Annotated in this window: 25 protein-coding genes; 1 reads left to right on the top strand and 24 read right to left on the bottom strand. The window is 59.0% G+C overall.

Features of this window, described 5'->3' with window-relative positions; translation table 11 throughout:
• Nucleotides 1–65: 65 nt before the first annotated feature.
• From araH to C7534_RS05490, 23 genes are all read right to left on the bottom strand, one after another.
• Complete coding sequence (gene araH / locus C7534_RS05600; RefSeq protein ID WP_046031830.1) at nt 66–1,034, bottom strand: L-arabinose ABC transporter permease AraH; 969 nt, start codon at nt 1,032–1,034, stop codon at nt 66–68.
• Nucleotides 1,035–1,046: 12 nt separating this feature from the next.
• Nucleotides 1,047–2,591 carry an L-arabinose ABC transporter ATP-binding protein AraG gene (araG, locus tag C7534_RS05595; protein WP_109785215.1) on the bottom strand — a complete coding sequence of 515 codons (1,545 nt, stop codon included), beginning with the start codon at nt 2,589–2,591 and terminating at the stop codon, nt 1,047–1,049.
• 66 nt (nt 2,592–2,657) lie between these two features.
• A complete protein-coding gene (locus tag C7534_RS05590) occupies nt 2,658–3,662 on the bottom strand; it encodes a substrate-binding domain-containing protein (RefSeq protein WP_046031698.1) in 1,005 nt (334 codons plus the stop codon).
• 123 nt (nt 3,663–3,785) lie between these two features.
• Nucleotides 3,786–4,604: an SDR family oxidoreductase gene (locus C7534_RS05585; RefSeq protein ID WP_109785214.1), complete on the bottom strand. Its 819-nt coding sequence runs from the start codon at nt 4,602–4,604 to the stop codon at nt 3,786–3,788.
• Nucleotides 4,605–4,799: 195 nt separating this feature from the next.
• Nucleotides 4,800–5,675, bottom strand: coding sequence for an SMP-30/gluconolactonase/LRE family protein (locus C7534_RS05580; RefSeq protein WP_046031696.1), 876 nt, complete (start codon nt 5,673–5,675; stop codon nt 4,800–4,802).
• 30 nt (nt 5,676–5,705) lie between these two features.
• Nucleotides 5,706–6,422 carry a FadR/GntR family transcriptional regulator gene (locus C7534_RS05575; protein ID WP_046031695.1) on the bottom strand — a complete coding sequence of 239 codons (717 nt, stop codon included), beginning with the start codon at nt 6,420–6,422 and terminating at the stop codon, nt 5,706–5,708.
• Between the two features lie 89 nt (nt 6,423–6,511).
• A complete protein-coding gene (locus tag C7534_RS05570; RefSeq protein ID WP_109785213.1) occupies nt 6,512–7,072 on the bottom strand; it encodes a DUF1285 domain-containing protein in 561 nt (186 codons plus the stop codon).
• Nucleotides 7,073–7,087: 15 nt separating this feature from the next.
• Nucleotides 7,088–7,693: a DUF4823 domain-containing protein gene (locus tag C7534_RS05565; protein WP_077431539.1), complete on the bottom strand. Its 606-nt coding sequence runs from the start codon at nt 7,691–7,693 to the stop codon at nt 7,088–7,090.
• Nucleotides 7,694–7,921: 228 nt separating this feature from the next.
• Entirely contained in the window at nt 7,922–8,890 is a 969-nt protein-coding gene (locus C7534_RS05560) for a GTP 3',8-cyclase MoaA (protein ID WP_077431537.1), read from the bottom strand.
• Between the two features lie 137 nt (nt 8,891–9,027).
• The gene (locus tag C7534_RS05555; RefSeq protein ID WP_008152317.1) at nt 9,028–9,666 is read right to left on the bottom strand and encodes a TetR/AcrR family transcriptional regulator; all 639 of its coding nucleotides are present in this window, start codon (nt 9,664–9,666) and stop codon (nt 9,028–9,030) included.
• A 342-nt stretch (nt 9,667–10,008) separates the two neighbouring features.
• A complete protein-coding gene (locus C7534_RS05550) occupies nt 10,009–10,794 on the bottom strand; it encodes a TatD family hydrolase (RefSeq protein WP_077431535.1) in 786 nt (261 codons plus the stop codon).
• A 15-nt stretch (nt 10,795–10,809) separates the two neighbouring features.
• Nucleotides 10,810–11,166 carry a PilZ domain-containing protein gene (locus tag C7534_RS05545; RefSeq protein WP_046031690.1) on the bottom strand — a complete coding sequence of 119 codons (357 nt, stop codon included), beginning with the start codon at nt 11,164–11,166 and terminating at the stop codon, nt 10,810–10,812.
• A gap of 42 nt (nt 11,167–11,208) precedes the next feature.
• Nucleotides 11,209–12,195, bottom strand: coding sequence for a DNA polymerase III subunit delta' (locus tag C7534_RS05540; RefSeq protein WP_077431531.1), 987 nt, complete (start codon nt 12,193–12,195; stop codon nt 11,209–11,211).
• On the bottom strand, nt 12,188–12,820 hold the full coding sequence (gene tmk, locus C7534_RS05535) for a dTMP kinase (RefSeq protein WP_109785212.1): 633 nt from the start codon (nt 12,818–12,820) through the stop codon (nt 12,188–12,190). The genes C7534_RS05540 and tmk overlap by 8 nt, the downstream gene beginning before the upstream one ends.
• A 19-nt stretch (nt 12,821–12,839) precedes the next feature.
• Entirely contained in the window at nt 12,840–14,075 is a 1,236-nt protein-coding gene (mltG, locus tag C7534_RS05530; protein WP_109785211.1) for an endolytic transglycosylase MltG, read from the bottom strand.
• A gap of 3 nt (nt 14,076–14,078) precedes the next feature.
• Nucleotides 14,079–14,894: an aminodeoxychorismate lyase gene (pabC, locus tag C7534_RS05525; protein WP_077431527.1), complete on the bottom strand. Its 816-nt coding sequence runs from the start codon at nt 14,892–14,894 to the stop codon at nt 14,079–14,081.
• A complete protein-coding gene (gene fabF / locus C7534_RS05520) occupies nt 14,894–16,138 on the bottom strand; it encodes a beta-ketoacyl-ACP synthase II (protein WP_046031685.1) in 1,245 nt (414 codons plus the stop codon). The genes pabC and fabF overlap by 1 nt, the downstream gene beginning before the upstream one ends.
• Nucleotides 16,139–16,247: 109 nt before the next feature.
• On the bottom strand, nt 16,248–16,484 hold the full coding sequence (acpP, locus tag C7534_RS05515) for an acyl carrier protein (RefSeq protein WP_003442511.1): 237 nt from the start codon (nt 16,482–16,484) through the stop codon (nt 16,248–16,250).
• 191 nt (nt 16,485–16,675) lie between these two features.
• A complete protein-coding gene (gene fabG / locus C7534_RS05510; RefSeq protein ID WP_109785210.1) occupies nt 16,676–17,419 on the bottom strand; it encodes a 3-oxoacyl-ACP reductase FabG in 744 nt (247 codons plus the stop codon).
• A gap of 16 nt (nt 17,420–17,435) precedes the next feature.
• The gene (gene fabD, locus C7534_RS05505; RefSeq protein ID WP_077431525.1) at nt 17,436–18,374 is read right to left on the bottom strand and encodes an ACP S-malonyltransferase; all 939 of its coding nucleotides are present in this window, start codon (nt 18,372–18,374) and stop codon (nt 17,436–17,438) included.
• 126 nt (nt 18,375–18,500) lie between these two features.
• On the bottom strand, nt 18,501–19,511 hold the full coding sequence (plsX, locus tag C7534_RS05500; RefSeq protein WP_077431523.1) for a phosphate acyltransferase PlsX: 1,011 nt from the start codon (nt 19,509–19,511) through the stop codon (nt 18,501–18,503).
• A 3-nt stretch (nt 19,512–19,514) separates the two neighbouring features.
• Nucleotides 19,515–19,697: a 50S ribosomal protein L32 gene (gene rpmF / locus C7534_RS05495; RefSeq protein ID WP_003179396.1), complete on the bottom strand. Its 183-nt coding sequence runs from the start codon at nt 19,695–19,697 to the stop codon at nt 19,515–19,517.
• A 13-nt stretch (nt 19,698–19,710) separates the two neighbouring features.
• Nucleotides 19,711–20,238 (bottom strand): YceD family protein, encoded by a 528-nt coding sequence (locus C7534_RS05490; protein ID WP_004371317.1) that lies wholly within the window; start codon nt 20,236–20,238, stop codon nt 19,711–19,713.
• A gap of 106 nt (nt 20,239–20,344) precedes the next feature.
• On the opposite strand from C7534_RS05490, the gene C7534_RS05485 reads away from it, so the two are divergent.
• Nucleotides 20,345–20,923 (top strand): Maf family protein, encoded by a 579-nt coding sequence (locus C7534_RS05485; protein WP_109785209.1) that lies wholly within the window; start codon nt 20,345–20,347, stop codon nt 20,921–20,923.
• 204 nt (nt 20,924–21,127) lie between these two features.
• On the opposite strand, the gene sppA is transcribed toward C7534_RS05485, so the two are convergent.
• On the bottom strand, nt 21,128–22,117 hold the full coding sequence (gene sppA, locus C7534_RS05480) for a signal peptide peptidase SppA (protein ID WP_046031680.1): 990 nt from the start codon (nt 22,115–22,117) through the stop codon (nt 21,128–21,130).
• Nucleotides 22,118–22,139: the final 22 nt, after the last annotated feature.

The following is a 22,139-nucleotide window of genomic DNA, read 5'->3' as shown; positions in this document are numbered from 1 at the left end:
GGGACGCGGAGCGTCCCTGGCTGCGTTCCCACGCAGAGCGTGGGAACGATCAGTCAGCAAGAATCTCAGCGTTGCTTGAGGCGGTCGATGACAACGGCCAACAGCAAAATCGAACCGCGAATCACGTACTGGTAAAACGTGTCGATGTTCTTCAGGTTCATCGCATTCTCAATGATCGCCAGAATCAGCACCCCGGCAATCACGTGCCGGATCATGCCGATCCCGCCACTGAGCGACACCCCGCCCAACACACAGGCCGAAATCACCGTCAGCTCAAAACCCTGGCCAATCATCGGCTGACCGGAGGTCATGCGCGAAGCCAGAATCACCCCGGCCAACGCCCCGATCACGCCGTGCACGGCAAAGATAATGATCTTGGTCCGATCAACGTTGACCCCTGCCAGCAACGCCGCTTCCTGGTTACCGCCGATGGCCATGGTGTTGCGCCCATAGGTGGTGTAGTTCAACAGCCAGCCGAAAAACAAAAAGCAGACAATGGTGATCAAGATAGGCACCGGCACGCCAAACAACTGGCCGTTACCGAAGACGAAGAACTGCTCTTGCGAAACGCCGACCGCTTTACCGTTGGCGAAGATGTACGCCAGACCGCGAACGATTTGCATGGTTGCCAGCGTGGTGATCAACGCGTTGACCCGCAACTTGGCGATCACGATCCCGTTGATCAGCCCGACAATCAGCCCCATGAACAGCGCCGCCACCACACCGAGAAATACGCTGTTGGTGTCGCGCATCACCACTGCCGCCACCACGCCGGCGCAGGCAATCACCGAGCCCACCGACAAGTCGAAGTGCCCGGACGCCAGGCAATACAACATCGTGCACGCGGCAATCCCGGTGGTCGAAATCGCCAGGCCCAGGCCGCGCATGTTCAGCGGCGAGAGGAAGTTGTCGATCAGCAACGTGCACAGCACGAAAATCCCGACCGCCGCCAGCAGCATCACCCAGTCATCGAGAAAGCGCCGCAGGTCGAGCGGTTTGCGCTGGGTCGGCAAAGTGTTGTTTTGGGTTGTCATCATAGTCACCTCTCAGTTCGCCACGCCGTCAGCGCGTTGGCGCGGCAAAGCCAGTTGCAGCAGATTGGATTCGTTGGCCTCGGCGCGAGACACCTCGCCGCGCATCGCGCCTTCGCAGAGCACCAGAATACGGTCGGAAATGCCCATCACTTCCATCAGGTCGCTGGACACCACAATCACCGCGATGCCGCTTTCGGCCAGGTTATGGACGATCTGGTAAATTTCGGCTTTAGCACCAATGTCGATACCGCGAGTCGGTTCATCCAGCAGCAGGACTTTCATCGGCATCGATAGCCAGCGACCCAGAATGGCCTTCTGCTGATTGCCGCCGGACAGGTACATGATTTTTTGCTGGGCGCTCGGCGTCTTCACCTTCAGCGCCTTGATCTGTTTGTCGGCATTGCCCTTTTCCCACAAGCCGCGCAACAGGCAGCCGAAGGTGGAGTGCGCACCGCGAGCGCTGATGTTGATGTTCTCGGCGACACTGGCGAGCGGCAGGATCCCCTCCTTCTTACGGTCCTCAGGGCACAGCAGCACACCGGCCGCGATGGCATCGCGGGGTGAACGCAGTTTCAATTCATGGCCCCGTAATTCCAGGCGCCCGGCGGTGTTGCGCTCCAGTCCGCTGAGCAAGCGGAACAACTCTGTGCGCCCCGCGCCGACCAGGCCGAACAACCCCAGGATCTCGCCTTTGTGCGCCTCGAAACTGACCGGTTCACGCAAGCCTGGCCCCAGCAGTCCTTCGACTTTAAGCGCCACTGCACCCCGTTTCCGGGGTCGGTAATCGTAGATGTCCTGAATATCGCGACCGACCATGCACGTGACCAATTGATCGTGGGTCAGCTCGCGCATGTCTTCGAACGTGCGTACGTAACGGCCATCCTTGAACACCGTCACGGCGTTGCAGATGCGGAACACTTCTTCCATGCGATGGGAGACGTAGAGCACCACTTTGCCTTCATCGCGCAGGCGCCCGATGATCGCCATCAAACGGTCGATTTCTCGCGCCGACAGGCTGCTGGTGGGCTCGTCGAACGCGATCACATGAGCGCCGCGGGACAGTGCCTTGGCGATTTCCACCAATTGGCGCTGACCAAGGGACAGGCGCCCGACCTTCTCTTGCGGATCAATTTCATCGGCCAGGCCTTTGAGGCAGGCCAGCGCCTGTTGGCGCAAGGCGCCGCGATTGATCAAGCCGAAACTGGCAGGCAGATGCCCCAGGAACAGGTTTTCCGCGACGGTCATTTCGGGCACCAGGTGCAGCTCCTGATGGATCACCGCGACGCGGCTGGCGATGCTGTCGGCGGTGGACTTGAAGACCATCGTCTGCTCGCCGATCTGCAGGGCGCCACTGCTTGGAGAGTAGGCGCCGCCGAGTATTTTCAGCAGCGTGGATTTGCCGGCACCGTTTTCGCCCATCAAGGCGTGAACCTGCCCCGGATGCGCGACGAAGCTGATGCCATCCAGCGCCTTCACGCCGGGAAAGGTCTTGCCGATCCCGTTGAAACGCAGGCTGCCGCCAACGCTGTGTTCGTGTGTCTGTAGTTGCGCGTGCATAAAACCACCTCTTCACACAGGTCAGGCAGCCCCGTCGCCAGGGCCGCCGTTGAACTCAACCAGCCGTTAATTCCAGAGGCCGATCTTTTCCAGTTCCTGCTTGAAGTTGTCGCGCGTGATCAGTGTCACGTCGTCCATGGCGGTGTACTTTGCCGGTTCGGTGCCGGTGGTGACCCACTCGTACATCATGCTGGCGGTGTTGTAGCCCTCGATGTGGGGGCTGGGCAGCATCGAGCCGAAGAAACCGCTGTCAGGTTTCTTCAGTTCACCGATGGCGTCGGTGCCGTTGATGCCGATTCCGATGACGTTGGCCGCGGCAAAACCGGCGCTTTCGGTGGCGCGCACGCCGCCGAGCACGGTGTTGTCGTTCATGCCGCCGATGATCAGGTTTTTCGCCGCGCCCGGCAGTTTCACCAGTGCCGAGTTGGTGGCGTCCATGCTGCCCGGTACGTCGAGGGTTTTCAGCGCCGAGAACAGGATGTGGTCCTTGGGCATGCCGGCGTCTTCCAGCGCCTTGACCGAACCGTCGGTGCGTTTCTTGCCGGTGTCGAGTTCGTTGTAGGTGTTGATCACCGCATAGGTGTCTTTCCAGTCCCAGCCGCGTTTTTTCGCTTCGGTGGCCATGGCGTGGCCTTGTTTCTGACCGACTTCAAAGGCGGCCATGCCGAGGTACGGAACGTCCTCCATGAACTTGCCGCCAGCATCGACAAAGCGGTCATCGACGGCGATCACTTTCAAGCCGTTGAGCTTGGCCTTGGCCATGATCGCAGGGCCGAGGGACACGTCGGGCGGGCAAATCACGAAGCCCTTGGCACCGTTGGCGGCCAGGCTGTCGATGGCGGAGAGGGTTTTCTCGCCGTCCGGCACGGCGATTTTGATCAGGGTAAAGCCCTTCTCTTTGCCGGCTTTTTCAGCGAACGCCCATTCCGTCTGGAACCACGGCTCTTCCGCTTGTTTGACCAGAAAACCGATTTTCACTTCCTCGGCCGCCAGCAGCGTACTGCTCAGGCTGACCGCAGTAACCGCCAAAGCGGCACAGCACAGGGAACGGATCCCACGACGACGATTCATAAGCAGACTCCTTGTTATTTTTTTTGAGCGTTATTTGAAAGCCGGTGCAAACGGTGAAGCTAATAGTCATATCGTATGATGATTGGCTTTCAGGCGTAATTCCGCGCCTGAAAGCCGTTTTGTTCAGTCGTGGTACATCACCGAGCGACCACCATCGATGGTGATGCACGACGCATTGATGAACGGCGCTTCATCACTGGCCAGGAAAACAGCGGTCATGGCCACTTCAATCGGCTGACCGATGCGGCGTGGTGGATGCAAATCAAAGGCGCGCTGACGCTCGGCATGTGGATCGGCAAAACCGTTCCAGTAATCAACGTTCAGTTGGGTTTCGATATAGCCCGGCGCGATGGCGTTGACGCGAATGCCCTTGGGCGCGTATTCGATGCCGAGTGCGCGTGTCAGGCCGAGCAAGCCGTGCTTGGCCACCGGGTACGGGAAGCAGCCCGGAATGATGTGGGTGGAATGGGTCGAGGCAATGTTGATGATGCTGCCGATGCCTTGCTCGATCATTTGCGGCAGCACAGCCTTGCAACCGTACCAGGCGCCGTCGAGGTCGATGGCGAAGCAGCGGCGCCAATCTTCTTCAGTCATTTGCAGTGGATCGCGGAACACGTTGACCCCGGCGCAGTTGACCAACACGTCGATTCGCCCGTGAAGGTCGATCGCCAGCCTGGCCATGGCGTGCAGGTCTTGCTGGCTCGACACGTCGGCCTTGATCGCCACCACATCGGCGCCCTGCTCACGCCAATGCGCCGCGACTTTCTCGACTTTTTCGGCCTGGATGTCGCTGATGATCAGCTTGGCCTGCTGCGATGCGAACGTCGCGACGATGGCCTCGCCAATACCCTGGGCGGCACCGGTCAGCAGGACCACTTTGTTTTTAAGACGCTCGCCTTTGGGCGGCTCAGGCACCGGCGGCAAGGAAAGGGGTTCAGCCATGAATCAAGACTCCTTTTTCGGGCACGAAAAAAACCGGGCATCTGTCGATGTCCGGTCAAAAGGCTGTATGGAAAATCGCTGCATCACTTCACCTGTTTTGTTTTTTTAAGTGTGAGTGCGTGTAACTGATGGCCGACTATAAACCTGCCCGATAAAAAATCTCAATATATAATTTTGCATCCCATATTTTGGGATTTATCCAGCGAAGCGCGTACAAGGCTTTCCAGCCACGTCCACTCGAATGGACAACATCGCGCCGTCCAGCGGGTGGTTGAGCGGGCTCGCAGCGCTGGTGATGTACAGGGTTTTCAAGTCTTCGCCGCCAAACACGCAACTGGTGGGCCGGCTGACCGGCAGTTCGATGACTCGATCAATATGGCCGTCCGGCGTCAGTCGGATCAGGCAATTGCCGTCCCAGCGGGCGTTCCACACATAGCCTTCGGCATCCATGGCCGAGCCGTCGGGAACGCCCCGTTTGTCGGGACCGAACCAGACATAAGCGGTGTCCAGGTTGCCGTCGGCATGGATGAAATACCGGTACAACGTGGCGTCGAGGCTGTCGGCGAAGTACAGCGTCGTGGCGTCTTCGCTCCACAGCAGCGTGTTGGGAATCCCCAACCCCCGCAGCAGCGGCGTGACCCGGGCATCGCGGTCGATGCGAAACAGACCGCCGGAGCGACGCGTGACGGGCAAGTCTTCGCCGTTTTCACCGATGTTGTTTTGCATGGTGCCGAGCCAGAGCCGACCCTGCGCATCGCAACGGGCTTCGTTGGGGCGATTGCCGGGTTGCGGGTCGGCGACGCAGAACAAGGTCAGGCGCGGCTCAAGGCCTGGGGAGTCGAGGTCCAGCCGATAGACGCCACTGCTCAACGCGACTAACGCATCACCGCTTTCACAGGGGATGAACGCGGAGATGTGTTCCGGCATTTCCCAGATCTGTACGTTGGCACCGATCAGCCGCAACGCCTGTTTGCCGGCGATGTCGACCCAGTACAAGGCTTGCGTGCGCACGTCCCAGAACGGGCCTTCGCCAAGCCGTGCACGGTGCTGGGTAACCGCATTCAACGCCATGAAACCTCCATTCTTATTGCTTTTATGTGATCAGCTGACCTTTTTGTCGGCCATGACTTGCGGGTAGTAACGCTTGATCGCCAGCTCCGCGTTGTCGATCAGGGTCATGCAGGCCCACACCCCGCGCGCAGCATCGCGGGCGGCGATGGCATCGGCCATGTCTTTGTGAATCGGCAACGTACGACGCAGCTCATCCGGATCAGCGGCGGAAACCTCGAAGGATACCGCCAGCAGCGCGCCGAGGGCCGGGACCATTTGCTCGATGAATTGATTGTGGCTGGCGGCGAGGATGCACTCGTGGAATATCCGGTCGGCGCGGTTGTAATCGACGCCGCTGTCCACCGCCCGCGCCAGCGCGTTATAGGCCAACAGCACGGCTTGCACCTGTTCGACAGTGGCCCGCTCGCAGGCCCAGCGTACGGCCATGGGTTCGATGGTGCGGCGCAGGTCGAGCAAGTCGTCGACGAAGTTTTCCGGCAAACCGCTGCGTGACAGCCAGCCGACGACTTGCGGATCGAAGAGATTCCAGCGACGCACCGGCAACACTCGCGTGCCGACCTTCGGCCCGACTTCGAGCAGGCCTTTGGCGACCAGGGTTTTGATGGCTTCGCGGATGACCGTGCGGCTGACACCTAATTGCTCGCCCAGATCGGCTTCTACCTTGAGGGTTTCGCCGGGCTTCACCTGGCCTGCGGCAATCCAGCAACCGAGCCAATCGACGGTCGACGCATGAAAACTGCTGGACATGGATACCTCAGAACCGGGCGCGATGGAGCCCCACGCTAATCATCATACGATTAGGTGTCAATTTGATTTTTGGATGAACACTGGGAGCGTCAAGGCTCCAGGCCGATGGGAAAGAACTCCCCGCCACTCCACACACCCAACCAGCGCTGCCCGTCGATCTCACGGTTCACTGCCAGCTCCACCAATTGGTAGAACACATTGCGGTGAATCAAGGCTTCGAGGTTAGTACGCACATGAACGTAAGGCGCAGGCTCTTGCGTGACCGGGTCGATCACCACGCGGATCGGATGTTCGGCACCCGCCTGCGCAGTTTCGTCGACGTTGGTGGTGAAGTTCAGGATCTGAGCCTCGCCCTCGCCTTCCACATCAACGGCAACTGCCACAAACGGTGCATCATCGACCTTGATCCCGACCTTCTCGACCGGTGTGATCAGGAAATAGTCGTCGCCATCGCGGCGAATGATGGTGGAGAACAGTTTGACCATCGGCTTGCGCCCGATTGGCGTGCCCAGGTAATACCAGGTGCCATCGCGGGCGATGCGCATGTCGATGTCGCCACAGAAATCGGGGTTCCACAGATGGACCGGCGGCAAGCCTTTGGTTTTGGGGATTTGCCCCAACAAGTCGTTGGCTTTTTGCGGGCCACTCATGGCGTTCTCCCTGGATTACTGGTTACTGATCCCGATCAGGCTGCGCGCATATTGCTCTAGCGGTGGGCCAATCAGGTCTTCTGGCTTGTTGTCGTGGAACGTCAGTAAACCGCCACGACTCTTGATGCGTGCAGTATCAATCAAATACTGGGTGCTGGTCTCGATCAACATGATCTGAATCACGCCGCTGTCGATGCCGAGACGGTCCACATACTCCTGATCGATCCACTCATCGGTGTTGCCAATACGGTCGTCCGCCTTGGCGAACCGGGTGTAAAGCAAGTAATGCGCACCGGCGGCACGGGCGTCCGCCATAGCCTGGTCGAGGCCTTCGGGAGTTTGGGCGCGGCGCACCATCGGGAAGTATTCGATAAAGCCGTTGAAAGCTTCTTCAGCCACCGCGTTTGGTCGCGGATAAACGATACCTGGTGGCGCGAAAGGACCTTGGGCGATGTAAATGAACGAGTCCGGCTGAATGCGCAGATTGTTCACCCGACGGCTGTCGCTGTGATCCAGCAGTCCCACGTCACTCATCTGGTAGTGAGTCTCTTCAGCCATGTCGCTGACTTTCATGCAGCCACCAAGCGCCAAAACGGCCAGCAGCAAAACCAGGCTACGCATCCTACCCTCCAGAGGCCGGTGACGGAAAACCGGCGAATGGCCATGGGATGCAGCTTCCGCGCCAGCTCGGGAGAAGCACGCCCCTGTAGCAGCTGGCGAAGCCTGCGTTCGACTGCGCAGCGGTCGCAAGATCAGGCGATACGGTGCTCCAGATATATTTTGATTACAGGATTTACGGCTGCTTCGCAGCCGGACGCAGCCTTCGGCAGCTGCTACAGGGGAGCCTGCTCAGCCGCCGATGATCTTCATGATGGTTGCACCACCGGAGAACGCCACTTCCTGCTTGTCGCCCAAGGCTTTCACCAGCAGGCGCTGCAAGGCGGGCAGCGCTTGATGACGCGGTTTGTCCAGCAAGTCGCCGACATAATGGCGATTGCTCGACGACAGGCAGCCATGCAGCCAGCCCGTGGACGAAAGACGCAAGCGTGAGCAGGTGCGGCAGAACGGCACACTCTCGTTGGCGATGACGCCGAAATGGCCCAGGCCGGAAATCTCGTAACGCACCGCCGTGGCATCGACCGGCGCATCGGCTTGCAGATACTCATAACGCTCGCCGATCAGGCTCAGCAACTGCTGAAGGCTGACGAACTGCTGCAGGAACGCATTGGAGTCGGTCGCCAGATGGCCCATGCGCATCAGCTCGATGAAACGCAATTCATAGCCGCGCTCCAGGCAGTAATCGAGCAGCGGCATCACCTGATCAAGATTCTGGCCACGCAGCGGCACCATATTGACCTTGATTTTCAGGCCAGCGGCCTTGGCTTGATCCATGCCATCGAGCACGGTCGCCAGATCGCCGCCACGGGCGATGCTGCGAAAGGCGCCAGCGTCCAGGGTGTCGAGGGAAACGTTGATACGACGAATGCCGGCATCCACCAGCAACGGCAGCTTTTTCGCCAGGAGCTGACCATTGGTGGTCAGGCTGATGTCTTCCAGGCCCATCTTGCCGACGGCCGTCATGAAGGCTTCGAGTTTGGGGCTGACCAGCGGCTCGCCGCCGGTGATGCGCAAGCGTTCGATGCCCGCTGCTTCGATCAGATAAGCTACGCCGCGTGCCATGGCCTCGGCCGACAACTCATCCTGCGCAGCCACCAGCCGCTTGCCGTTAGGCACGCAGTAGGTACAAGCGTAGTTGCAGGCGGAGGTCAGACTGATCCGCAAATTGCGAAAACGCCTGCCTTGACGGTCAACGATCATGGATCACTCCGGCGAAAGTAATAGAACGCTTAAAACTTGACTCACAAATCAAGTTTTAGCAAGTCCCATGCCTGAGTATATTCCTGCGGTACTGCGCCATATAGCTAAATCATGGCGCAATCAGGCGGCTGAATGGTTCAACTGCTCGGGGTGTCGGTATCGCGCTTGCGCTTGTTGCCCATACGCACGCCGATGTCCATCAGGAACTGGAAGAAACCTTCCTGATCTTCCAGCACATTGCTCCAGAACGGCGAGTGATACAGCGCCACGGCGCCATGCACCAACGCCCAGGAAGCGCAGTAGTGAAAGTAAGGCGGCACGTCTTCGAGCTTGCCTTCGCTGATCCGGCCTTTGATCAGCAGGGTCAGGCGCTCGAAGTTAGAGGCGCGGATCTTGTGCAGTTCCTCGACCATCTCCGGCACTTGATTGCCCTTGACCACCTTCTCTTCCAGCCGGTCGAACAACCGATAGCGTTGCGGGTCGCGCATGCGGAATTCGAAGTAAGCCCGGGACAGCGCTTCTTTGTCCTTGTCGACATCGGCCGAATGCAACAGCTCGTTCAAATCACGCTCGTAATCGAGCATCAGGCGCAGATAAATCTCGGCCTTGGACTTGAAGTGCTTGTAGATCGTGCCTTTGCCGATACCGACGGCATCAGCAATCATCTCGACGGTGACACTGTCTTCACCTTGATCGAGGAACAGCTTGAGCGCGGTATCGAGAATTTCTTGCTCGCGGCGACGAAACTCACGGACCTTACGAGGTTCTTTATGCATAAGAAAAGGTCTGTTGGGGTCAAAATTCGAAGCCGCGTATTATGCCTAACTTACGCAAAAATGCACGGATCATCCGACCATATCTGTGTTTCTTGATGATTTCCCGCAGAGTCGCCAGTGGATGAGAACGCTTCCGAAGCGGGCGTATTCCAAAATTGTTTAAAAACCTTGGCCGGGAAACTGGACGAGGCGCAATAGTGATCAATACTTGAAATGTCGGCGGGACATCTCCCCCAAGTGTTGCGCCGATATTGGTACCAACGGACCGCGTGCCATTGTTTTACTCCTAATGGTCTTAACCCGGATTCACCCCCCAGAACCCGGGTTTTTTTTGCCTGCGATTTAACCTTTCACATGCGCCAGCGGGAACAGCCGCTTGAAGTTCGCCGTGGTCTGCTCGGCAAATCGCTCGTAAGGCTCGCCTCGCAACATTGCCAGAAACTCCGCGACTTCACGCACGTACTGCGGCAGGTTCGGCTTGCCGCGATACGGGATCGGCGCGAGGTACGGCGAATCGGTTTCCACCAGCAACCGGTCGGCAGGCACCTTGCTGGCCACATCGCGCAGCGCATCGGCATTGCGGAAAGTGACAATACCGGACAGGGAAATGTAATAGCCCATATCCAGAGCCGCCTTGGCCATGTCCCAATCCTCGGTAAAGCAATGCAACACGCCAGCCTGAGGCAACGCCGCTTCACGTAACAGGTTCAAGGTATCGGCGCGAGCGCCCCGGGTGTGGATGATGACCGGCTTGCCAGTCTGTTGGGCCGCTTGCAGGTGCAGGCGAAACGACTCCTGCTGTAACTCGGCCGCTTCCGGTTCGTAGTGATAATCCAGACCGGTTTCACCGATCGCGACGACGCGCGGGTGATTGAGTTCGCGCAACAACCAATCCAGCGCCGGCGCTGCGCCCGGTTGCACATCCAGCGGATGCACGCCGACCGAGCAATCGACGTCGTCATAACGTTCGGCCAGGGCTTTGACCTCGGCGGCGTTGTCGACGCTGACGCCGATGCACAGAAAATGCCCTACCCCGCGCTGACGGGCTGCATCGAGCGCAGCATCCAGAGAGCCGTCGTGGGCGGCGAGGTCGAGACGATCAAGGTGACAATGGGAATCTACGAGCATAAAAAGGGCTGCAACTTACATCGTATGAGTGGGACGGTCGGACTTGAGGGCTCCGGCCAGATGGGTTTCGATTCGACTGCGCGCAGTGTTGTCGCCGTCGTTGAACTGCACGCCGACCCCGGCGGCCCGGTTGCCCTGAGCGCCTTTGGGGGTGACCCAGGTCACTTTGCCAGCGACGGGAATCTTCTCGGCTTCGTCCATCAGGTTCAGCAGCATGAAGACCTCATCGCCCAACCTGTAGCTTTTGTTGGTCGGGATAAACAGGCCACCGTTCTTGATGAATGGCATATAGGCCGCGTAAAGCACCGACTTGTCCTTGATGGTCAGGGACAAAATGCCGTTACGCGGCCCAGGGTTGACGAGTTCATTCATGCTGGCCTCCACTGCTGATGAACAGAGTCTAGGCCCGGACGATCACTTCTGGGTAGGCAGGGATGCCCATTGCACCAGGAGCGCTTCCAGCAACAACACCCGGTTCAGGTTGGCCTTGCTCATCACCTTCTGGCGCTGGGCGAGGATCCAGTCCTGAATACCGAGGACTTTGTCCTGACTGGTTTTCTGCGCCAGGTACTGAACCACCTTGCGCATGTCCGCCAGACCCAGGCCTTCTTCATCCTGGGTTAATTGATAACGCAGAATCAGGCTCGACCAGTCACAAAACCAGTCGAACAACAGCAATAACGGGATCGCATTCCAGCCTTCGGCCAATTGCGTCGGCGACTGTTGCTGCTTAAGCAACTTCTTCACCCCATCGACCACCAGCGCCCGCTGCTCGCGCACGCCTTGCGCTTGCAAGGTAACCGCCGCCAGTGGCGAACCCGCAGCCAGGGTCAGCAGTTCGATACGCTCCTCTTGCGAGCAATCCGGCAAGGCTTGCGCCAGCCAGGTCAAGCTCATCGCTTCGCTCGGCAAGGGGCAGGCTTGCTGCACGCAGCGGCTCTTGATGGTCGGCAGCAGGCGACTGGTCTGGTGACTGACCAACAGCAAAACGGTATCGCCCGACGGCTCTTCAAGGCTTTTGAGCAAGGCGTTGGCGGCGTTGACGTTCATCGACTCGACCGGCTCGATCAACACGACTTTTCGCCCGCCCATCTGCGAGGTCTGCACCACAAAGCTGACCAGTTCGCGCACCTGATCGACCTTGATCGCCTTGTCGGCCTCTTCCGGTTCCAGGATGTAATTGTCGGGATGGCTGCCAGCCTTCAGCAGCAGGCAGGACTTGCATTCGCCGCAAGCGTCCTGCGCGGTGGGCCGCTGACACAGCAGGCTGGCCATCAAGCGTTCGGCCAGCGCGCGCTTGCCGATCCCGGCCGGGCCATGCAGCAGATAGGCGTGAGCGTGTTGCTTACGACCGGCCAACTGCTGCCAGAGACCGTCCTGCCACGGATAGGCCTCAGCCACGGGTCAACTCCAGCAGGCGCGGCAACAAGGCGTCCAGGGACTGTTGAACCTGTGCCAGTGGCTGGGCGGCATCAACCAGGACATACCGCGCAGGATCCGCTTTCGCGCGCTTGAGGAACGCACTGCGCACCGCATCAAAAAAGGTTCGGCCTTCGAGTTCGAATCGATCCAGTCGACCGCGAGCGCTGGCGCGGGCCAGACCGACTTCTACCGGCAAGTCGAAGATCAGCGTCAGGTCCGGGCGCAGATCGCCCTGGACGAACGTTTCCAGGGTTGCGATGCGTTCCATCGACAAACCGCGACCGCCACCTTGGTAGGCGTAGGTTGAATCCGTAAAGCGATCGCATAACACCACCGCACCACGCGCCAGCGCCGGGCGAATCACCTCGGCCAGGTGTTGGGCGCGCGCGGCGAACACCAGCAGCAATTCGGTGTCGGGGTTCATGACTTCATCAACCGGCGCCAGCAGCACTTCGCGAATTCGCTCGGCCAACGGCGTGCCGCCCGGTTCGCGGGTCAGTACCACCTCGATACCGGCAGCGCGAAGACGCTCGGCCAGGTGTTCGCGATTGGTGCTTTTGCCCGCGCCTTCCGGGCCTTCCAGGGTAATAAACAAGCCAGTCACAGGCAGTCCTTAGTCAGAATTATTGCGGGCTTTGCGGCGCGACTGCATCCGGCGCGGGCTCAGGTGCGGGAGCCGGCTCGGATTCAGGTGCAGGCGTCGGTGCAGGTGCAGTTTCTTGCGGTGCTACCGGGGGCATTGCCTCGGGATCGGGATCAGGCGAAGCCGCCGGAATCGGCGCCTCGGTATCCGACGTTTCGGCACTCGTCGCCTCAGGCGCAGGGATCGGCGCCGGGCTGGAGCGGTAATCGGCACGACGCTTGAGCTGGAACTCGCGCACCGCGTTGTTATGGGCGTCCAGGTCATCGGAGAACACATGGCTGCCATCGCCGCGCGCGACGAAGTACAGGCTGTTGCCTGCCACCGGGTTCAACGCGGCATGGATCGCTTCGCGGCCAACCATGGCAATCGGCGTCGGCGGCAACCCGGAGATCACATAAGTGTTGTACGGGGTCGCTTCCCTGAGATGGGCGCGGGTCAATTTGCCGCTGTAGCGATCACCCAGGCCGTAGATCACCGTCGGGTCGGTCTGCAGCAACATGCCGATCGCCATGCGGCGAACGAAAACACCGGCAATCTGCCCGCGCTCCTGCGGCACGCCGGTTTCCTTTTCCACCAGCGAAGCCATGATCAGCGCTTGATAGGGTTCGGTGTATGGCACGTCGGCGGCGCGTTGATCCCACTCTTTGGCAAGAACTTCGTCGAGGCGGTCATAGGCTTTTTTCAGCAGATCGACGTCGGTCATGCCACGCACAAACCGATAGGTATCCGGGAAGAATCGACCTTCCGGGAAAATCCCGCGGTGACCGAGTTTCTCCATCACCTGGGTGTCGCTCAACCCGTCCAGGGTCTGTTCCAGTTTTTCGTCTTTGGCCAGGGCTGCGCGCACCTGACGAAAATTCCAGCCTTCGACCAGGGTCAGGCTGTACTGAACCATTTCCCCACGCTTCCACAGGTCGATCAACCCCTCGACCGTCATGCCCGGCGTCATGCGGTATTCGCCGCTGTGCAATGGCTGTTTGGGGAGATTGAAGCGCCAGTAAACACGCAGCCAGAACGCGTCCTTGATGACGCCGTCGGCTTCGAGTCGATAGAAGGTGCGGGTGGGTGTCGTGCCTTTGGGCACTTCCAGCAATTTTTCCTGGGTGATGTTTAGCGGTTGTTCCAGCGCCGAATGAATTTTCCAGGCAGAAGCGCCCAGACACAGCCCCGCCAGTACCAATCCGGTTTCCAGCAGCAGCAAGAATTTACGTCTCACGTATCAAGCATCCAGTAGCGCGCGGGCAATGGTTTGGAGTTTACGGGTGAGCGGCCCAACCGGCCAGCTCAGCGCAGCATAGGCGCGCACCGGCCAAACGCCATACACGCTGTTGCAGACAAAGACTTCATCGGCCCATTGCAGCTGTTCCAGCGTGATGTCAGTAATTTGTGTAGGAATTCCCGACGACTCGGCTTGAGACAATAATTCCGCACGCATCACGCCAGCCACGCCACAGCGTTTCAAATCGGCCGTGATCAACACGCCATCCCGCACCAGGAACAGATTGCTGAACACTCCTTCAATGACACGCCCGGCCTGATCGAGCATCAAGCCTTCGGCATGTTCGGTGTCTTGCCATTCGGCACGGGCAATCACTTGCTCAAGACGGTTCAGGTGTTTGAGCCCGGCGAGCAGCGGTTGCCTGGACAGTCGTGTGGTGCAGGGGAACAGGCGAACGCCCTGCTCTGCATGAACAGCCGGATAAGCAGCAGGAGGATTGCCTTGCAGAATACGTCGGGCCTGGGCCGAAGGATCGGGGGCGTAACCACGCAGGCTGTCGCCGCGCGTGAGGATGAGCTTGAGCACGCCCTCACCCAATGTGGCGGCGTAGGCCAACAGTTCGTTGCGGATCAGTTCGTGATTGGCGGTGATAGCCAGCCGCGTGCAACCTTGCGCCAAACGCGCCAGATGCCGGTCCAGCAACAGCGGTTGCCCACCATGCACGGCAATGGTCTCAAACAGACCATCGCCGTAAGCCAGGCCGCGATCCTTCAGCGACAGAGCGTCAGCCGGCTGACCGTCGACCCAGCTCTCCATCAGTCAGCGAACCGACGGAACACCAAAGAGCCATTGGTCCCGCCAAACCCGAAGGAGTTCGACAGCACCACATCGATGTCCATGTTGCGCGCAGTGTGCGGCACGAAATCGAGGTCACAGCCTTCGTCCGGCTCATCGAGGTTGATGGTGGGCGGCGCTACCTGGCTGTTGATCGCCAGCACGCTGAAGATCGCTTCGACTGCACCCGCCGCACCCAACAGGTGACCGGTCATGGATTTGGTCGAACTGACTGCCAGCTTGTAGGCGTGATCGCCAAACACCGACTTGATTGCACAGGCTTCAGCCAGGTCACCGGCCGACGTCGAGGTACCGTGGGCATTGATGTACTGAACCTGATCGGCATTGACCTTGGCATCGCGCAGGGCATTGGTGATGCAACGTGCGGCACCCGCACCGTCCGCCGGTGGCGAGGTCATGTGGTAAGCATCGCCACTGGTGCCAAAGCCGATCAACTCGGCATAGATGGTCGCGCCACGCGCCTTGGCGTGTTCCAGCTCTTCGAGCACCAGAGCACCGGCACCGTCGGACAACACGAAGCCATCACGGCCTTTGTCCCAAGGACGGCTGGCACGGGTCGGTTCGTCGTTGCGGGTCGACAGCGCACGGGAGGCACCAAAGCCGCCCATGCCCAAACCGCATGCCGCCATTTCGGCGCCGCCGGCAATCATCACGTCAGCTTCGTCATACATGATGTTGCGAGCAGCCATGCCGATGCAGTGCGTACCGGTGGTACACGCTGTGGCGATGGCGTAGTTAGGCCCCTGTACACCCAGGTGGATGGACAGAAAACCGGAAATCATATTGATGATCGAGCCAGGCACGAAAAACGGAGAAATCCTTCGTGGGCCAGAGTCATGCAGAGTGCGGCTGGTTTCTTCGATGTTGGTCAGACCGCCAATACCCGAACCCATGGCCACGCCGATGCGCTCGCGATTGGCATCGGTGACTTCAAGACCTGCGTTACGCACAGCCTGAAAACCTGCGGCCAGACCGTATTGAATAAACAGGTCGAGCTTGCGAGCTTCCTTGACCGACAGGTATTCCTCGACATTGAAGCCCTTTACCGAGCCGCCAAAACGGGTGGAATAGGCAGAAAGGTCGGTGTGTTCGATCAGACCAATGCCACTGCGGCCAGCCAGAATGCCCTGCCAACTGCTCGGCACATCCGTGCCCAGTGGCGACAACATACCCATACCGGTGACTACGACGCGTCTACGCGACACAGCACTCTCCTTTTTTCAAATGACGACTTTGCATCAGGCCTAAAGAAAAAACCGCACGCCGTGATGGCAGTGCGGTTTTTCCATGACAGCAAGCAACGATTACAAGCTATTAAGCCTGGTGGTTAGTAACGTAATCGATTGCGGCTTGTACAGTAGTGATCTTCTCAGCTTCTTCGTCAGGGATTTCGGTCTCGAATTCCTCTTCCAGAGCCATCACCAGCTCAACGGTGTCAAGGGAGTCGGCACCCAGGTCTTCAACGAAGGAAGCAGTGTTGACCACTTCTTCTTCTTTAACGCCCAGTTGCTCAGCAACGATTTTCTTGACGCGCTCTTCGATGGTGCTCATACCTTGTTTTCACTCCTAATGGACAAATTCAGGCAGCTGGCCAGTGGGTAAGTGTATAGAAAGACTTTTCAGCTTTTCAACTGAAAGCTTCACTCCTCAAACCCGACAGCCCTCTGCCTATAAATAGATTGCAGCTTTATAACGGATTTTAGACAGCTCGTATGACATTTTTTTGAAGCGATCCGTCACATTTAACTCATGTACATCCCGCCGTTCACCGGGATTGTAGCCCCAGTAACGTAAGCCGCACCGTCGGATGCAAGAAAAGCGACCACAGACGCGATCTCTTGTGCTTGCCCCAGACGGCCCAGCGGAATTTGCGTCTGCAAGGCTTCACGCTGTGCCTCGGGCAGTTCGCGGGTCATGTCGGTATCGATGAACCCTGGGGCCACCGAGTTTACCGTAATCGACCGCGAACCGACTTCACGTGCCAGTGCACGACTGAAACCTTCCAGACCGGCCTTGGCGGCTGCGTAGTTTACTTGGCCAGCGTTGCCCATGGCACCCACTACCGAGCCAATACTGATAATTCGTCCCCAACGGGCTTTGGTCATACCGCGCAAAACGCCCTTGGACAGGCGGAACAGACTGTTCAGGTTGGTATCGACGACATCATGCCACTCGTCGTCTTTCATGCGCATCATCAGGTTATCGCGGGTGATACCGGCATTGTTGACCAGGATCGCCGGCGCACCGAACTGTGCCGTGATCGCTGCCAGCACCGCGGCAACGGATTCGTCGCTGGTGACATTGAGTTCCAGACCGGTGCCTTGAACACCGTTTTCCTTCAGGTTGGCGGCAATACGCTCGGCACCCGAGGCAGAGGTCGCAGTGCCGATAACGATGGCACCCTGACGACCCAGTTCCAGGGCGATAGCCTGGCCGATACCGCGGCTCGCACCGGTGACCAGTGCAACTTTACCTTGCAGACTCATGCAAGTTTCTCCTGATTCAGGCCTGCGCTGCACGGGCGGCAGCGAAAGCGTCTGGGGTATTGAGGTTGGATGTCGATACGCCTTCGGCGCAGCGTTTGTTCAGGCCGGCCAGCACTTTGCCAGGTCCGCATTCGACCAGATTGGTCGCGCCCTTGGCTGCCAGCGCCTGGACCGATTCGACCCAGCGTACAGGCTTGTAGAGCTGCTCAAGCAGATCGCGCTTGAGGGTTTCCAGATCGGCCGGCACATCGGCACTGACGTTCTGGACCACAGGAATCTGCGGCACCTGCCAGTCGATCGCGGCGATCGACGCAGCGAAACGCTCGGCGGCCGGGCGCATCAGTTCGCAGTGGGACGGCACACTGACCGGCAACGGCATGGCGCGCTTGGCACCACGAGCCTTGCAGCCTTCAATGGCACGCTCGACCGCGGCCTTGGCGCCGGCAATAACCACTTGGCCCGGGGAGTTGAAATTCACCGCACTGACCACTTCGCCTTGCGCCGCTTCGGCACAGGCTGCCAGCACGTCAGCATCGTCCAGACCGAGGATAGCGGCCATGCCGCCCTGCCCGGCCGGAACGGCTTCTTGCATCAGCTTGCCCCGGGTTTCAACCAGCTTCACCGCGTCGCCCAGACTCAAGCTGCCCGCAGCGACCAGGGCGCTGTATTCGCCCAGGCTGTGACCGGCAACATAAGCTGGACGCGCGCCACCTTCAGCCAGCCACAGACGCCACAAGGCGATCGAGGCGGTCAGAATGGCCGGTTGGGTTTTATCGGTTTGATTGAGTTGCTCTTCCGGCCCTTGCTGGGTCAGCGCCCACAGGTCGTAACCCAGGGCATCGGAAGCTTCTTTGAATGTTTCGAGGACAACCGGATGTTGCGCGCCCAACTCGGCCAGCATGCCGAGGGACTGCGAACCCTGTCCTGGAAAGACGAATGCGAGGGAAGCAGACATGTAACAAGCCCCTAATGATCTTGTCGTCGGAGAATTGACGTCCCGCTATGGGGGACGCAAGAAACTGACAGTTGGATGGCCAAATGAACTGAGCGGTCACATTTAAGCATTGTCCGACGAAAACACCTAAAGCAACAAATCCTCCAGCCGACCGTGAATACGCTCCGGCAGGTTTTCCTGAATCTCGATCAGTGCTCGGGAAATGGCGCTCTGGAACCCCTGAACTCCGGCCGATCCGTGACTTTTCACGACAATTCCTTGCAACCCGAGAAAGCTTGCACCGTTGTGCCGGGCGGGCGCCAGATCGGCTTGCAGGCGCTTCATCAACGGCAGCGCCAGGGCGCCGACCAATTTCGAGGCGAGGTTTTGCCTGAACAGCGCTTCAATGCGCCCGGCAATCATGGTCGCCAGACCTTCGCTGGATTTAAGCAGGATATTGCCGACAAAACCGTCACACACCACCACATCGGCCTCGCCACGGTACAAGCCGTCACCTTCGACAAAACCGATGTAATTGATGCCACGGGCCGCCTGCAACAAAGTGGCGGCCAGCTTGACCTGCTGATTGCCCTTGATGTCTTCGGTGCCGATGTTCAGCAGCGCCACACGCGGCCGGACAATACCGAGCGTTTCGGCCGCCACCGACCCCATGACCGCGAACTGCAGCAAGTGCTCGGCGCTGCAATCGACGTTGGCGCCCAGATCGAGCAACTGGCAATAACCCTTCTGAGTCGGAATCGCCGCCACCATCGCCGGACGATCAATACCCGGCAAGGTTTTGAGCACAAACCGCGACAACGCCATCAGCGCACCGGTATTGCCAGCGCTGACACAGGCCTGAACCTTGCCATCGCGCAATAACTCGAGCGCCACGCGCATCGACGAGTCGGGCTTGCCGCGCAGGGCCTGCGCAGGCTTCTCGTCCATGGTGATGACTTCAGACGCAGGCACAATCGACAGGCGCGAGCGATCCACAGCCGACTGGCCAGAGAGCAATTCTTCAAGAAGAGAGGGTTGACCGACGAGGGTCAGGTGCAGCGAGGGTGTTGCAGACAGGCAAGCAAGGCTGGCCTGAACAATGCTGCGGGGACCGAAGTCCCCGCCCATTGCGTCAATCGCGATGACTTGAGCAGACAAGGATTACTCGTCAGCGCCCTTGTCGATCACTTTACGACCACGGTATACGCCTTCTGGCGATACGTGGTGACGCAGGTGAACTTCACCGGTGGTTTTTTCTACAGACAGGGTGCTAGCCTCGAGAGCGTCGTGCGAACGGCGCATGTCACGGGCAGAGCGGGATTTTTTGTTCTGCTGAACAGCCATAATTGATTAACTCCTAAACGTTTGGGTCACGCTTTAACTGCGCCAATACACTGAACGGGTTGGACCGCGTTACCTCGTCCTCGCTCGGTTCGGGCTCATCGAGACCCGCCGGCTGCTGGCATTCTTCCGGATGATGAGCAGGCACAATGGGCAAGGCGAGCAGAAGCTCCTCCTCGATCAGTGACTGCAGATCCAAAGGATCTTCGCCCAGTTCCAGCACGTCATAACCTTTCGGCAACGACTGGGTATTCGCACCCTCCTTCACCACAGCATAACTGCATTCGCTATGGATCGGCAGGGTGACCAGCTCAAGACAACGCTGGCAAACCATTTTGACTTCGGTGTCGATAAAGCTGTGGATGACCACAGATTTACGTTCATCTCGTTCAAAAACGAATTTAGCCTGCACCGTACCGACAGTATCGGAAAGCGGGTCGCAGAGTCTCTCCAAATCGGCCAGCAGCAGTTCACCTTGAAGGGTGGTGCCACGGTCAGCCAATTTGCGCGGGTCAACGTGAGGTGGAATCGGGTCATTCAACATAGGCGCAGCATTATAGGGATGCCCCCGGCCATGTCAAAGGAAATTCAGCCCTGTCCGTCACTTGCAAGCCTCCGCTAGAATCCGGACCTGACTTTTGGAGTTGCGCATGCTGCCTTTACTACTCGCTTCAAGCTCGGTGTATCGCCGGGAATTACTGGCCCGCCTGCAGCTGCCATTCACCTGCAGCTCGCCGGATATCGACGAAAACCATCGTCCGGGCGAACTCGCCATTGAACTGGTCAAGCGCCTCGCCAAAGAAAAAGCCCAGGCACTGATGCGCAGCCATACCGCTCATCTAATCATCGGCTCCGACCAGGTCGCGGTACTCGGCGAGCGGATTATCGGCAAACCCCACACCTTCGAAAAGGCCCGCGAGCAATTGCTGGCCGCCAGCGGTGCCAGCGTGACCTTCCTGACCGGCCTGGCGCTGCTCAACAGCCAGACAGGCGAATGCCAGGTTGATTGCGTGCCGTTCACCGTGCACATGCGCACGCTGGATCAGGCGCGCATCGAACGCTACCTGCGCGCCGAGCAGCCCTACGACTGCGCTGGCAGCTTCAAGGCAGAAGGCTTGGGGGTGAGTCTGTTTCAAAGCACAGAAGGCCCTGACGCTACCAGCCTGATCGGCCTGCCACTGATCCGCCTGATCGATATGTTGCTGGCCGAAGGCGTGCAAATCCCCTGACCACCACAATCGTGTAGCAGCTGGCGAAGCCTGCGTTCGAGTGCGCAGCGCTCGCCAAACCATATGCCGCGACCTGTCAGGCAAACCGCGAAATCCGGATTTGCGAGCGCTACGCACTCGAACGCAGGCTTCGCCAGCTGCTACAGAGACCGCACAGGTATTAAAAAACCGGCCACCTGGGCCGGTTTTTAATGCCAAAGGAGATCAGCGCATTGATGGACCGTGAAACCCCATCCACATCGCCAATTGCTCCGCAACACTGGCACCGAGCTTTTTCGAGAACCGATCGAACGGCGATTCCTGAACGGTGAAGTCCACCAATTCCTTCTCGCCAATCACGTCACGAGCCACCGAACTGGCATTACCGAGACCATCGATCAGACCGAGCGGCAATGCCTGCTCTCCGTTCCAGACCAACCCGGAGAACAGCTCCGGATGCTCTTTGTCCTTGAGACGATCGCCACGCCCCTTCTTCACGCTGTTGATGAACTGCTGGTGCGTGGTGTCCAGCACACCCTGCCAGAACTGAGTTTCCTCAGGCTTCTGCGGCTGGAACGGATCGAGGAACGACTTGTGCTCACCCGAGGTGTAGGTGCGACGTTCGACACCCAGCTTCTCCATGGTACCGACAAAACCATAGCCGGCCGCCGTCACACCAATGGAACCCACCAGGCTCGCCTTGTCGGCGTAGATCTGATCCGCCGCACTGGCGATGTAGTAAGCACCGGAAGCCCCCAGATCCGAAATCACCGCATACACCTTGGTATCCGGATGCAGGCCACGCAGGCGGACGATTTCGTCATACACATAACCCGACTGCACCGGACTGCCGCCCGGGCTGTTGATGCGCAGCACGATACCTTTGACTTTCTCGTCCTCAAAGGCAGCACGCAGGCTGCCGACGATATTGTCAGCACTGGCCGGCTCCTTGTCGGCGATCATGCCCGTCACATCGATCAATGCCGTGTAGTTGGTGCTGCGGGTCGCACTCTTTTCCATGTCCATCAGCGGCGTAAACAGGATCAGCGCGACAAACAGGTACACGAAGGTCAGCAGCTTGAAGAATATCCCCCAGCGGCGAGACCTGCGTTGTTCCTGCACACCCGCCAGCAGAGTCTTTTCCAGCAGCTTCCAGCTTTTCTCGTCACCGCTCTGCGCACTCGACTTGTCAGGCGCCTTCCATTCGTCGGTCATGACATCTACCCCAGCAAAAACC

The organism is Pseudomonas sp. OV226 (assembly GCF_003148705.1).
GTDB lineage: Bacteria > Pseudomonadota > Gammaproteobacteria > Pseudomonadales > Pseudomonadaceae > Aquipseudomonas.
The sequence above is the reverse complement of the archived record's forward strand: the minus strand, read 5'-3'. Positions and strand labels throughout refer to the sequence as shown.